Here is a 13,294-nt window from a genome sequence, read left to right on the forward strand (position 1 = left end):
CCGGAGTCCGCTAAGCGTTTTGGCCCCGGGTCTCCCCGATCGGTCGGGTCGGGGTCGACTCCGGCAGGACGAGCAGCCAGTCGTACGATGCCGGCAGAACCGTCCAAGCGAAGCTCCCCCCGTCGCCGGCGTCGGGATCGAACACTGAGCCGACGTAGCGTGTCCGTCGCTTCGAGGTCAGCCACCCGTCCAGACGCGGGTCGTCGGCTCCGCCCCGGAGGTCGAGCAGGTACGGGGCGTCGTCGACCGCGGCGAACGCCGCCGTCGCGCTGTCGGCGGGAGGTTCGCCAACGGTGAAGGTTTCGACGTCACCGCTCCCGACCCCGACAGCGCGGAACGAGCCACTCGCGAAGTCGAACCCCACCGGTCGGTAGTCGTCGCCGAGTTCGCGGGCGAGTCGGTCGCCCATCGTCGTCACGTCCTCCCAGGGCGTGCCGTCGTCGAACGTCCCCCGCTGGACGTGGCCGTCGTGGGCCCAAAGCGCGACCCCTGCACCGGAATCACGCTCCAGGGCCCACAGCGCGTTTTCGGCCATGAACCGATCCCGCGCCGCCATCCCGTCCGGGTGGGGGCCGGGCTCTCGATGTCGGATCCGTGCCCACTCGCAGGCCTGCCCGACCACGCGGCAGAGATGGCTGGCGGTCTGCCACGCCGTTGCCGACGACGCCGCCTCGTACGGGTCGCGGTTCGCGTCGAGTCGGGCAGCGAGAGTTGCTGTGGCCGCGGCCACCGCCTCCAGCGTTCGCTCGCGCTCGTCAGCGTCGTCGGGGAGCGTGGCGTCGGCGACGGTCTGGAGTGCCTCGCCTTGGGCGGCGTCTGGATCGACGCGTTCGAAGTACGCCCGCAGCGGCTGGACGGGCGCCGCCGGCGTACTCAAGTCGACGCCCCGGATCCGGACCTGGTCCGGGAGCTGTCGTTCCGCGTTGAACTCCCGGAGCCAATCGAGCAGCCCGCGGACGGACTCGGTCTGCCACTGCCACATGTCGAGTTCGGCGAGCGCCGAGTCGGCGTCAGCCGCGGTACCGACGACGGGGTCACGACCGTCTCGGACGTAGGCGTCAAGCACCGTCGCCGCGGCGGCGTCGGCCTCGAACGCGATCGTCCGGAACCCCAGCTCCGTCACGAGTCGCTTCACCAACCCGTGTTTGGTTGTGAAACACTCACGCGTCCCGTGGGTCGCCTCCCCGAGGCCGACGATCCGTGCGTCGTCGACGGACCGCGCAACTTGTGGCGGGAACGGCGTCGACGCTGTCGGCGCGATGGATACGGCGTGCTCTCGGAGCGCCCGTCCGATCCGGTGGCCGACCATACAACCCCACTGTGACCACCGCTTCAAGAACGATCATGGTTTGGAGCAGCGGGGTGAATCACGCCAACATTTACCACTCCCCACGCCACATACTGAGTCGATGGTCGGTTCCCAGTTCGTCTGTCGGGAGTGTTCTCGGACGGTGAGCAACCGCTCGTACCGGGCGCTCTGCCCGGACTGCGGCGGCGACCTCGGTCGACGGCGACGGGCCTAACGGGTGCACTTGGCCGTCGGACCGAAGAAACCGGTCGGCCGCCGCTACAACCGTTCCAGGTTCGTCGCGCGCGGCCCCTTGTCCGCCTGTTCGATCTCGAACTCGACCTCCTGGCCTTCCTCGAGGTCGGGGCCGCCGACGTCCTCCATGTGGAAGAACACGTCGTCGTCCGCGCCCTCGGTCTCGATGAAGCCGTACCCTCCGGTGTCGTTGAAGAACGCAACCTTGCCTGTCGCCATCGCTATCCCCGTCGGATCGGTTGTGCGTTCTTGGACATATATGTGTGGGTGAGTGGCACGGGTTCGTTGCGTGGCCCGGTATCAAGACTGAAGTGGGTCCACAGCCTCGAACGGGGTAATGTACCGTGCCAAGATCTACCTCAACTTGGACGCCGGATGCATCCCGAGCAGGGTGACCGACGCGCTGGGCGACGAGGCCGCGGAGCGCCAGCGACGCCGTGAGGCCAACGCGGCATGACCGGGACGAAGCTCCTCGACCTCACGCTACGGGAGGGCGAACAGCGCCCCGGCGTGGAGTATTCCGTCGACCGGAAAGTCGCCGCCGCGCGCGAACTCGACGAGCTGGGGGTCGACTACCTCCAGATCGGCTTCCCGGTCGCCGGCGAGCGCACCCGAACGGTCTGTGACCGCCTCGATATCGCGGCCGACATCACCGGGCTCGCCAGGGCCATCCCGAGCGACGTGGAGGCAGCGCTCGACGCCGGCGTCGACGTGGTGGACCTGTTCGCCCCGACCAGCGACGCGCAACTGGACGCTGTCCTCGGCGCCTCCCGTGAGTCGATGGTCGAGTCCGTACGGGAAGCCGCCGAACTCGCCCGGGAGGGCGGCGCCGACGTGCAGTTCACCGCGATGGACGGCTTCCGCACCGATCCGGGCCACCTCGACGACCTGTTCGCCGCCGTCGACGCCGACTGGTACACGGTCGCGGACACGGTGGGCTCCCGAACCCCGGCGGGCGTCGAGCAGTTCCTCGCCGACCTCGACACGGACCTCGCCGAGGTCGGGGTCCACTTCCACGAGGACCTCGGCGTCGGCACCGCGAACGCGCTGGCGGCGGGCCGCGCGGGCGCCGGAAAAGTCGACGTGTCCGTCGGCGGCATCGGCGAGCGCGCCGGCAACACGCCGACCGAGGAGTTCGTCGCCGCCGCCGCGGTCGGCGAGGAACCGATCGAGCTCGCGGTCGACGAGTCCCGGCTGTTCCCGGTCGCCAAGCGCGTGCTGGACGCGCTGGGTGAGGACGTGGAACCGACGAAACCGCTGCTCGGCGACGAGGTGTTCTCCCACGAGTCCGGCCTGCACACGGCCGCGATGCTCGACGAGCCGTCGACGTTCGAACCGTTCGACCCGGCCCGCTTCGGCGGCGAGCGTCGACTCCTGTTCGGGGGGAGTACCGGCCGGGGCGCCGCTCGAAAGCTGCTCGAACGCGCCGGCCGAGAGCCGACGGACGCGCGAGTGGAGGCGCTGCTGACCCGGCTCGCGGAACTGGACGGGGAGGCCGGCGTCGACGAGGCCGTGGAGCTGGCCGCGAAGGTCGACTGAAGCCGCCGAGTTCGCCCGCCGACCCCACCTTTTTGCTGGCGCGAGCCGACTGGGCCCCCATGGCCAGAGAGACGATCAGCGACGACACCCACGGCGTCGTCTACGAGTTCGCGCCCGAGATGGACCCGGTCCGGACGGTCGAACCCGACACCAGCCTCACCTTCGAGACACGGGACAGCCTGAACGGCGCGATCCAGAGCGACGACGACCTGCTCGACCAGATCCCCGAGGAGGTCAACGCCGCCACCGGCCCCGTCGCCGTCGAGGGCGCCGACCCCGGCGACGTGCTCCGGGTCGAGATCGAGGACGTGCGCCTCGCTGAGGATCGCGGCCGCGTCGTCACCACGCCGGGGTTCGGCCTGATGCAGGACGACGAGGACGTGGAAGCGCCGTTCACCCGGATCACGCCCGTCGAGGACGGCGGGAACTACGACGACGGCCGGCCCCGGGTCCGGTTCGGCGAGCGAGCGATCCCGGCCGATCCCTGTATCGGCACCATCGGCGTCGCCCCCGCCACGGAGTCCTACACGACCCTCGTCCCGCACGACCACGGCGGCAACCTCGACACCAACGACGTGACCGCGGGCTCGGTGCTCTACCTCCCGGTGTTCCAGTCCGGCGCGATGCTCGCGATGGGTGACTCGAAGGCGGTGATGGCCGACGGCGAGATGTGTGGGACGGGCGCCGAGATCGCGACCGACGTGGACGTGACGCTCGACGTGGTCTTCGACCCCGAGTTCGACCTCGAACGGCCGCTGATCGACACCGGCGACCAGTGGAAGACCGTCGCCAGCGCCGAGACGGTGGAGGAAGCCGCCAAGCTGGCCCACAAGGACGCGATGAAGCTGCTCTCGAAGGAACACGGCTACAGCCTGACCGAGGCCCACACGTTCGGGAGCCTCGTCGGCGGCCTGGAGATCTCACAGGTCGTGGACCCGCTGGTGACGGTGCGGAACGCGATCCCGGACGAGCACGTCTCCTCGCCGTTCTGAGTCGGTTCGCGGTCTCCGACCTCTATTCGCCGAGTAGTTCCAGCAGCAGCGCCTGCTGGGTCGGCTTGCGGTTGCCGGCCTGCTGCCAGACGACCGACTGCTCGCTCTCCAGCGCGTCGTCGGTCACCTCCTCCCCGCGGTTGGCTGGGAGGCAGTGCATGAGCTTCGCGCCGCCACCGAGCAGATCTTCGCCGACCTGGAACCCCTCGAACGCTGGCAGCTTCTCCGCGCGACTCTCGCCTTCGCCCATGCTCATCCACACGTCGGTGTAGATCGCGTCGGCGCCGGCGACGGCCGCCTCGGCGCTGTCGAACAGCGTGGGCTCGCCGCCCGCAGCACGCGCGGCCGCGACGGCGTCGTCGTCGACGCCGTACCCCTCCGGCGTCGCCACGCGCAGGTCCACGCCCGCGAGCGCACAGCCGACGACGAGCGAGCGTGCGACGTTGTTGCCGTCGCCGACCCACGCGAGCGTCACGTCCGAGAGCGAGCCGCCGGACTCGGCGGCGAGCTCACGCAGCGTCAGAAGGTCCGCGAGCGTCTGGCAGGGGTGGGCGCGCTCGGTCAACGCGTTCACCACCGGCACGTCGGCGTGTGCGGCCAGTTCCGTCAGGTCGTCGTGGCTGTTCAGCCGCGCCACGATGGCGCCGACGTACTGTGAGAGCGCGCGGGCGGTGTCCTTGATCGGCTCGCCGTGGCCGAGGTGGATGTCGTCCTGCCCGAGGAACGTCGGGTGGCCGCCCAACGCCGTCACGCCGGCCTCGAAGGAGGTCCGGGTGCGGGTCGAGGGTTTCTCGAACACCATCGCCACGGTCCGGTCGTCCAGCCGTGCGGCTTCCTCGCCGGCCTTGATCCGGGCTGCCCGGTCGAGCAGCCGCGAGAGCGCCGCTGGCGAGAGCTGGTCGATCGTGAGGAGATCCGTCGGGAACGTGGGTTCGGTGTCGTTGTCGTACATCGGTCTGAATCGGTCAATCGGTGAGCTGCGCACAGGCGGTCGTCAGGACCGTCACCGCGCGGTCGAACTCGGCGAGCGGGAGGCGCTCGTCGGGCGCGTGGTCCAACTCGGCGTCGCCGGGGCCGTAGGTGACCACAGGCACGTCCCAGGCATCGGCGTAGAGGTTCGCGTCGGCGGTCCCGGTCTTGTGGAGGTGGGTCGGCTCCCCGCCGGCGTCGCGGATCGCCTTCCGGAGCGCCGCCGGCAGCACACCGCGGGGCGAGGCGACGTGGGGCGGGATCGACTGCCCCCACGCGACTTCCCCCGCGTCGAGGCAGTCGTCGACGAGTGCACGAACCGAGTCCGGCGTCTCGCTGGCTGGGACTCGGAATCGCGTCGCCATCGACGCAGTGACGGCCGAGCCGTCGGCAGCGAGACCGCCGTCGACGGACGCCGCGGTGGCGGTGATCGTGTCGAAGCCGCCCGGTTCCGCCTGTCCGTTTGCGTCGTCGACGGCGGCACGCACTCGCTCCCACCACGCCGTCGCGTGGTCGATCGCGTTCGCCTCGGGGCGCGCGCCGTGGCCGGCGGGGGTCGACGCCGCGTACTCGCCGCCGACGATGCCGCGGTAGCCGAGCGTGATCGCCTCCCAGCCCGACGGTTCCCCGTTGATCACCGTTTCCGGCGCCTCGCGGTCCTCGATCAGGTAACGTGCGCCGCGGGAGTCGGTCTCCTCGCCGACGACGCCGACGAAGGAGGCGCCGGTTTCGACCGCGGCGACGGCCATCGCAGCCAGCGGGCCCGTCGCGTCGACGCTGCCGCGCCCCCAGAGAACGGGGCCCGCAGCGCCGAGTTCCTCGTCACCCTGCTCGACGCGGACCGGAACGTCGCCCGGGACGGTGTCGACGTGGGAGGTCAGCAGCACCGAATCGTCGCCCGGGGCGCGGACGTTCCCGGCGTCGTCGACCCAGACCTCGCGGCCGCGGTCCTCGAAGAACGCTGCGAGACGACTCCCGGCCGCGGATTCCTCCCCCGAGGGCGACGGGACCGGGACGAGGTCGGCCAGCAGTCGGCGACCAGGGGTGTCGAGCACGCCGTCGGCGCCCGGGATCTCGGTGTCGAGGGGGGCGGAGACGGTCACGAGAGCACCTCCACGAGGCTCGCGACCACGCTGTCGGCGTCTCCCTCGTCCACCGTCAGCGGCGGGAGCAGGCGCACGACCGAGCGACCCGCGGGGAGCGCGAGCACCTGCTCGGAGAGCGCTAGATCGCGCAGGACGCGCATCGACCCGCGCTTGACCTCGATCCCGATCATGAGGCCCTCGCCGCGCACCTCGCGCACGGGGAGGTCGTCGGCGTCGACGGCCGCGCGTAGTTCCGTACGGAGGTACTCCCCGACTCTGGCGGCGTTCTCGGGGACGGACTGCGCCTCGATCTCGGTCAGCGTCGCGCCCGCGGCGGCGGCGACGACGGGGTTGCCCGCGAACGTCGAGCCGTGGTTCCCGGCGCCCTCGGCGATCCAGTCCGCACACAGCGTGACCCCCAGCGGGAGGCCCGAGGCGACGCCTTTCGCGGCGGTCAGCACGTCCGGAACGACGCCGGCCGACTGACAGGCCCACATCGTCCCGGTTCGGCCGAGGCCGGTCTGGATCTCGTCGAGGACGAGCGCCGCGCCCGCCGCCTCGGTCGCCTCGCGAGCAGTCTGGAGGTACGAATCGCCCGCAGGGTGGACGCCCCCCTCACCCTGTATCGGTTCGAGGAAGACCGCCGCCGTCTCGTCGTCGACGGCGTCGGCGAGCGCCTCGGCGTCGCCGTAGGGGACGAACTCGACGCCGTGCGGGAGCGGGCCGAACGGGTCGCGGTACTCGTCCTTCCAGGTCAGCGAGAGCGCGCCCAACGTGCGGCCGTGGAACGCGCGTTTCGCGACGACGACCTTCTCGCGGCCCGTCGCCGAGCGCGCGAACTTCAGCGCGGCCTCGTTTGCCTCGGTGCCGGAGTTGGGGAGCCAGACTTTCGAGAGGTCGCCCGGACCAACGTCGGCCAACTGCTCCTGTAGCGCGGTGCGTGCGGCGACTGGGTAGGAGCCCTGTACGTAGAGCAGGTCCTCGGCCTGCTCGGAGATGGCGTCGACGACCGCCGGCGGCGAGTGCCCCAGCGGCGTGCAGGCGTAAGAGGCGCCGAAATCGAGGTACTCGGTGCCGTCCGCGGCCGTGAGCGTCGCGCCCGCGCCGGACTCGATCTCGATGGGCTTCTCCGAGAAGACGAACCCCTCGCCGGTCACGCCGACTCACCCCCAGTCGTCGCTGTCGTGTTGTCGGCGACGGCCGCGGGGTCCAGCCACGTCCCGTGCCCCTCCAGCGCGGCGAGCAGGGGTTTGCGGAGCGTCGCGTCGGAGACGACGACGCCGGCGGCGCCGCCGGTCAGCGCCTCCTCCGCGGCGTGGACCTTGCGGCTCATGAACCCCGCCGCGGCCGCCTGGACGGCCTCGAATTCCGCCGGCGTCGACGCCTCCTCGATGAGGGTGTCCGGATCGTCGGGGTCCTCGTAGACGCCCGCCACGTCGGTCAGGAGCACTAACTCCGCGCCGAGCTCGGCCGCGAGCAGCGCGGCCACGCGGTCGGCGTCGGCGTTGGCGGCGGTGCCGTCGTCGGCCAACATCGGCGGCGAGACCGTCGGCACGTAGCCGTCGGCGAGCAGGTCGGTCAGGAGGCCGGCGTTGACCGACTCGGGCTTGCCAGCGTGATCGCCGCGGCGGATCTTCCGCTTGCCGTCCTCGACGACCCGGACCGCGGACTTGCGCGGGCCCGTGACGAGGCCGCCGTCGACGCCAGAGAGCCCGACTGCGTTGACCCCCGCGGCGCGGAGCTCCGTTACCAGTTCGGTGTTGAGCTTGCCCGGGAGTACCATCGAGAAGACCTCCAGGGTCTCCTCGTCGGTGAAACGCCCCGAGACGCCCGCGGGGGTCTCGACGTACTCGGGCTCCTTCCCGAGTGCGTCGAGCGTGTCGTCGACGGCCGTTGAGCCGCCGTGGACGACGACGACCTCGCGGCCGCTGGCGACGATGTGGGCCACGTCCTCGATCACGCCCGCCGGATCGACTGCGCGGGCGCCGCCGATTTTCACCACGAGCGGGGGCTGCTCTGGGCCAGCGGCCGCGTTGGACTCGCTCACGGCGATCCCACCGGGTGGAACCCCGTCTGTGTCAGGCCGGCCGTCTCCTCGAGGCCGAACGCGAGGTTCGCGGCGTGGACCGCCTGCCCAGCCGCGCCCTTCATCACGTTGTCGATGGCCGCGAAGGCGACGACGCGCTCGCCGTCCGCCGCGAAGCCGACCTCCGCGAGGTTCGTGCCGGCGACCGACTTCGGCTCGGGGTAGCGATAGACGCCGCCGCCGCCCGCGACGAGGCGGACGAACGGCTCCCCTTCGTAGGCGTCGCGGTAGGCGCTCCAGAGGTCGGCCGTCTCGACGCCGCCCTCGACGCTCGGGCCGGTCGGGAACGTGTGACAGGTCGCGGCGGCGCCGCGGACCATGTCCACCGCGTGGACCGTGAAGGAGAGCGAGAGGCCCAGTTGCTCCTCGATCTCTGCCTCGTGGCGGTGGCCCGTGGGCGCGTACGGACGGACGACACCCGAGCGCTCCGGGTGCGATGAGGCCGCGCCGCCGCCGGCGCCGCCCTCGGAGGAGCCGACCTTGAGGTCGGCGACGACCTGGTCGTCCGGCTGGAGCAGGTCGGCGTCGACGAGCGGCTTCAGCGCGAGCATCGTCGCCGTGGCGTTGCAGCCGCCGGAGGCGACGATGTCGGCGTCGGCGAGCCCTTCGCGGCCCAACTCGGGGAGCGCGTAGGTCGCGCCATCGAGGTACTCCGGCGCCGTGTGTCCGTCGTACCACTCGTCGTAGGCCGCCTCGGTGCCCAGGCGGAAGTCCGCCGAGAGATCGATCAGGCGCTCGGCGGCGCCGAGGTACGACTCGACGTTGGCCATCGAGACGCCGTGGGGCGTCGCCGCGAACAGTGCGTCGACGCTCTCGAGGCCCTCCGGGTCCGAGAACCGCAGGTCGAGTTCACGCAGGTTCGGGTGAACGTGGCCGACCGTGCGGTTCTCGTACTCGCGGGAGGTCGCCTGCACGACCTCGAACTCGGGGTGGGCCGACAGCAGGCGGAGCAGTTCCCCGCCCGCGAAGCCGGAGGCGCCGACGACGCTCGCGGTGAGCGTCACGGCTGTACCTCCGCCGGCGTGGCGTCGGTCCCGACCTCGGAGTCGGCGACTTTCGCCTCCAGCCAGTCGATGACCGTCGTCGCAACGTCCACGTCCACGGCGGCGTTGAGCGCCTTGAACTCGACCGTGTGGTTGACCTCGTGGACGGTGTACTCGTCGCCGCCCTCACCGCCCAGTTCCATCAGGTCGACGCCAAGCAGTCCGCCGCCGACCGCTTCGCTGGCCTCGCGGGCCAGACGCTCGACTTCGGAGTCGAGCTCGAACGACTCGGTCTCGGCGCCGGCCGCGGCGTTGGTGAGCCAGTGGTCGGAGCTGCGGCTCATCGCCGCCACGGGCTCGCCGTCGACGGTCAGCACGCGCAGGTCGCGGCCGGGCTTGTCGACGAACTGCTGGACGTAGAAGACGCTGTGTTCGTAGTGGCCGAGCGTCTCCTTGTGTTCGAGCACGGCCTCCGCGGCCGAGCGCGATTCGAGTTTGGCCATCAGTCTGCCCCAGGACCCGACGACGGGCTTCAGCACGCAGGGGTAGCCGAACGCCTCGATCGCCTCCAGCGCCGACTCCGTCGTGAACGCGACGGTGGTCTCCGGCGTCGGGATCCCGGCCTCCGAGAGCGCGAGTGTGGTCTCGACCTTGTCCGAGCAGAGCTTCGCGGTCTCGGGGCTGTTGACCACGGGCACGTCGTAGTGGTCAGCGAATCGCCCCGCGTAGCGCGAGCGCGAGGTCGCCATGCAGCGGTCGAGCACCACGTCACACTGCCCCAGCGGCTCGGGCGGCGCGTCGAGGCCGAACGTCGCCTCGCGCACGTCGACCTTGTGGACCTCGTGGCCGCGCTCGCGCAGCTCCGTCAGCAGGAGCTTCTCGTCCGGGCGGATGCGGGAGTAGAGCAGACCGACCTCCATCACTCCCCCCAGTCTTCCGCGAGGTCGGGCGCCTCGGCCAGCTCGGCGGGGTCGACGCCCACGACTTCCAGTTCCGTGCCACAGCTGCCGCAGTCGACGATCTCGCCGACCTCGGCGTCCTCGGGCAGTGCGACGCTGTCACCGCAGGTCACGCAGTCAGCTTCTGACATCGTACTCCGAAGGATGTGACGGGGGTACTTTAATCCGTCTATTTAATTACTGCAAAATATACGTATAGCCGCTCCTATCCGACGAATTCGGACGAATCGGTGCCGCGCGAAACCGGCCGCGACGGCGCGAAGTGAGTGGTGGCCCGGGTGGGCCGCGGCCGCCGCCGCTGGAAGCGGGGCGACCGCGCCGGGAGCCGTCGACCCCGGTTCGGCCGCGGCCGCCAGAGCCGTGGCTGGCGTCGCCGGAACTGCGGGAGCGGGGGCGCCGATACGAGCTCAGACATACTCGCTCACCTCCGACGCGAGTCGGTCGTCGGCGGCCGCGAGCGCCTCGCGGTTGGCGTCGACGGCCGCCGCGTGGTCGGCGTGTGTCTCACGCATGCGGGTCAGCGACGCCTCGACCGCCGAGGCAGCGGGCCCACCCTGCGAATCACGCGCCGCGACGCTCCCGGCGGGCGAGAGCAGGTCTTCCAGCGTCTCGCGGTCGACGTAGGTCGCGAGCGAGTCGTCGAGGACGGCCGCCGCTGCGGTCTCCAGTGCGTCGATCTGCGCGTCGGTCTCGGCCATCTCCGCGTCGTCGAGGTCCGTCGCCGCCTCGGCGACGAGTTCGTGCGCGGAGCGGAACGGGAGGCCCGCAACCGCGAGCGCGTCCGCGACGCCCGTCGCCGTCGAGAACCCCGCGCCGGCGTCTGCCGCGCAGGCGTCGGCGTCCCACTCGGCGGTCGCGACGGCGCCCGCGGTGACCTCGGTCGCCTCGGTGACGATGTCGACGGCGTCCCACGCGTGGGGCGTGGCGCGCTGGAGGTCGCGGTTGTAGGCGCGGGGCAGCCCCTTCAGCGTCGAGAGCAGTCCCGTCAGGTCGCCGACGGCGTCGCCGGCGACCGCGCGGACCAGCTCCAGCGAGTCGGGGTTCTTCTTCTGGGGCATGATCGAGGAGGTCGAGGCGTAGGCGTCGTCGAGGTCGACGTGGCCGTCCTTCGCGCCCTCGATCAGGTCCGTCGCGAGCCCCGAGAGCGTCGCCGAGAGCGCGGCGAACGCGCCACAGCCCTCGACCAGGAAGTCGCGCGCGGTCACCGCGTCGGCGGCGTTCTCGATCACGTCGTGGAAGCCCAGCAGGTCAGCAGTGCGCTCGCGGTCCACGTCGAACGTGGTGCCGGCGAACGCGGCGCTGCCGAGCGGCGAGCGGTTCGTACGCTCGTAGGCGGCGAGCAGGCGTTCGGTGTCGCGCGCCACGGCGCCCGCGTAGGAGGCGAGCAGGTGCCCGACTGTGGTGGGCTGAGCGTGCTGGCGGTGGGTGAAGCCGGGGACGACGGTCCCGGTCTCCGCGGCCGCCGCGTCGAGCAGGGTCCCGCGGAGTTCGATCGTGGCCTCGGCGGCGTCCAGCAGGTCCTGGCGGAACCGGTAGCGGATGCAGGTCGCGACCTCGTCGTTGCGCGAGCGTGCGGTGTGCATCTTCCCGCCTGCGGGCCCGACTTCCTCGACGACGGCCGACTCGATGGCCTCGTGCACGTCCTCTCCCTCGGGGAGCGCCTCGTGGCCGGCTTCCGCCACGGTATCGAGCGCGCCGAGGATGGCCCCGGCGTCGTCGTCGCCGACGATCCCCTGCTCGGCCAGCATCACGACGTGTGCGCGGTCGACTGCGAGGTCCGCCGCGAAGATGCGCTGGTCGGCGTCGAGGCTCGACATGAACGACCGCGCGGGGCCGCCCGCGAAGCGCTCGCGGCGGACGACGGTTTCCGCGGTTCCGCTGGGGTCGTCGCCGGTCATCTACTCCCCGCCGTCCGTCGAGAGCGTGGCTTTCTCCTGTTCGTCCTCGGTCTCTGCGCTCTCTTTCACCTGGTTTGCCAAGCGCTCCTGGAAGCCGTGGTACTTCGCGACACCGGTCGCGTCGGCCTGTTCGATGCCGTTCACGGTCTCGGTGTTGAACGAGGCCGCGTTCTCGGAGTAGACGCCGTACTCGGACTCGCGGGCGACCGGACGGACGTGCCCGCCCTGCAGCTTCACCGTCACCGTGCCGGTGACCTTCTCCTGTGAGGCGTCGAGGTAGCCGTTCAGGCTCTCCGTCAGCGGGGAGAACACCAGCCCGCGGTAGGCCTGCTCGGCCCACTGCTGGTCGATCTGGGGCTTGAAGTCGCGCTCGGTCTTCGTGAACACCAGCTGTTCGAGCGCCTCGTGCGCGGTCAGGAGGACGGTCGCCGCGGGGTGCTCGTAGTTCTCGCGCACTTTCAGCCCGAGCATGCGGTCCTCGAGCATGTCCGTGCGGCCGACGCCGTGGGCGCCTGCAAGCGCGTTGAGCTCCTCGATCAGGTCGACGGGGTCGAGGTGGTCGCCGTCGATCGCGACCGGATAGCCGTCCTCGAACTCGATCTCGACGAGTTCCTCGCCGCCGCTGGGGGTCTCGGTCCACTCGTAGATGTCCTCGCTCGGGACGTGGCCGGGGTCTTCGAGGTCCCCACCCTCCACGGAGCGGGACCAGAGATTGGTGTCGATGCTCCAGGTCCCCTCGTTGCCGGCTTCGACGGGCAGGTCGCGCTCGGCGGCGTACTCGACCTCCCACTCGCGGGTCAGGCCGAGTTCGCGGACGGGGGCGATGACTTCCAGGTCCGAGCCGCGCCAGACGGTCTCGAAGCGGAGCTGGTCGTTGCCCTTCCCCGTACAGCCGTGGGCGATCGCGTCGCAGTCCTGCCCCTCGGCGACCTCGAGGATCGCCTCGGCAATCACCGGGCGTGCCAGCGCGGTCCCGAGCGGATAGCCTTGATACGTGGCGTTCGCGCGGACCGAGTCGAAACACAGCGACGCGAACTCCTCGGTGGCGTCGACGACGTGGATGTCCAACCCGAGCGCGTCGGCGGTCTCTCGCGCCTCGGCGAACTCGGCCTCGGGCTGGCCGACGTCGACGGTCACGGCGACGACCTCGTCGTAGCCGTACTCCTCTTGCAGTAGCGGGACACAGACGGTGGTGTCGAGTCCACCGCTGAACGCGAGCGCGACTTTCGTCATACCTACG

At 71.1% G+C, this 13,294-nt stretch carries 13 protein-coding genes; 2 read left to right on the top strand and 11 right to left on the bottom strand.

Annotated features, from left to right (window positions below; genetic code table 11):
- Nucleotides 1-10: 10 nt before the first annotated feature.
- Both BMZ83_RS04260 and BMZ83_RS04265 read right to left on the bottom strand, forming a co-directional pair.
- Entirely contained in the window at nt 11-1,309 is a 1,299-nt protein-coding gene (locus BMZ83_RS04260; RefSeq protein ID WP_074875963.1) for an erythromycin esterase family protein, read from the bottom strand.
- Between the two features lie 258 nt (nt 1,310-1,567).
- A complete protein-coding gene (locus tag BMZ83_RS04265; RefSeq protein ID WP_074875965.1) occupies nt 1,568-1,762 on the bottom strand; it encodes a cold-shock protein in 195 nt (64 codons plus the stop codon).
- Between the two features lie 234 nt (nt 1,763-1,996).
- Between BMZ83_RS04265 and BMZ83_RS04270 the strand changes: the two genes are divergently transcribed.
- Nucleotides 1,997-3,082 carry a LeuA family protein gene (locus tag BMZ83_RS04270; protein WP_074875967.1) on the top strand — a complete coding sequence of 362 codons (1,086 nt, stop codon included), beginning with the start codon at nt 1,997-1,999 and terminating at the stop codon, nt 3,080-3,082.
- A gap of 59 nt (nt 3,083-3,141) precedes the next feature.
- Entirely contained in the window at nt 3,142-4,074 is a 933-nt protein-coding gene (locus BMZ83_RS04275; protein WP_074875969.1) for an acetamidase/formamidase family protein, read from the top strand.
- A 22-nt stretch (nt 4,075-4,096) separates the two neighbouring features.
- Here the strand turns inward: BMZ83_RS04275 and argF are convergent, their stop codons facing one another.
- From argF to BMZ83_RS04320, 9 genes are all read right to left on the bottom strand, one after another.
- Nucleotides 4,097-5,026 (bottom strand): ornithine carbamoyltransferase, encoded by a 930-nt coding sequence (gene argF, locus BMZ83_RS04280; protein WP_074875970.1) that lies wholly within the window; start codon nt 5,024-5,026, stop codon nt 4,097-4,099.
- A gap of 13 nt (nt 5,027-5,039) precedes the next feature.
- The gene (locus tag BMZ83_RS04285; protein ID WP_074875972.1) at nt 5,040-6,146 is read right to left on the bottom strand and encodes a [LysW]-lysine hydrolase; all 1,107 of its coding nucleotides are present in this window, start codon (nt 6,144-6,146) and stop codon (nt 5,040-5,042) included.
- Nucleotides 6,143-7,285, bottom strand: a complete 1,143-nt coding sequence (locus tag BMZ83_RS04290) for an aspartate aminotransferase family protein (RefSeq protein ID WP_074875974.1) — start codon at nt 7,283-7,285, stop codon at nt 6,143-6,145. The genes BMZ83_RS04285 and BMZ83_RS04290 overlap by 4 nt, the downstream gene beginning before the upstream one ends.
- On the bottom strand, nt 7,282-8,181 hold the full coding sequence (locus BMZ83_RS04295; RefSeq protein ID WP_074876171.1) for an acetylglutamate/acetylaminoadipate kinase: 900 nt from the start codon (nt 8,179-8,181) through the stop codon (nt 7,282-7,284). Before BMZ83_RS04295 ends, BMZ83_RS04290 begins: the two co-directional genes overlap by 4 nt.
- Nucleotides 8,172-9,218 carry an N-acetyl-gamma-glutamyl-phosphate reductase gene (gene argC / locus BMZ83_RS04300; protein WP_074875976.1) on the bottom strand — a complete coding sequence of 349 codons (1,047 nt, stop codon included), beginning with the start codon at nt 9,216-9,218 and terminating at the stop codon, nt 8,172-8,174. The genes BMZ83_RS04295 and argC overlap by 10 nt, the downstream gene beginning before the upstream one ends.
- Complete coding sequence (lysX, locus tag BMZ83_RS04305) at nt 9,215-10,117, bottom strand: lysine biosynthesis protein LysX (protein ID WP_074875978.1); 903 nt, start codon at nt 10,115-10,117, stop codon at nt 9,215-9,217. Before lysX ends, argC begins: the two co-directional genes overlap by 4 nt.
- Nucleotides 10,117-10,287, bottom strand: a complete 171-nt coding sequence (lysW, locus tag BMZ83_RS04310) for a lysine biosynthesis protein LysW (protein ID WP_074875981.1) — start codon at nt 10,285-10,287, stop codon at nt 10,117-10,119. The genes lysX and lysW overlap by 1 nt, the downstream gene beginning before the upstream one ends.
- Nucleotides 10,288-10,563: 276 nt before the next feature.
- Entirely contained in the window at nt 10,564-12,054 is a 1,491-nt protein-coding gene (gene argH, locus BMZ83_RS04315; RefSeq protein WP_074875983.1) for an argininosuccinate lyase, read from the bottom strand.
- Nucleotides 12,055-13,287 carry an argininosuccinate synthase gene (locus BMZ83_RS04320; protein ID WP_074875985.1) on the bottom strand — a complete coding sequence of 411 codons (1,233 nt, stop codon included), beginning with the start codon at nt 13,285-13,287 and terminating at the stop codon, nt 12,055-12,057.
- Between the last annotated feature and the right edge of the window lie 7 nt (nt 13,288-13,294).

It is taken from the genome of Halolamina pelagica (genome assembly GCF_900115675.1).
Classification (GTDB): Archaea; Halobacteriota; Halobacteria; order Halobacteriales; family Haloferacaceae; genus Halolamina; species Halolamina pelagica.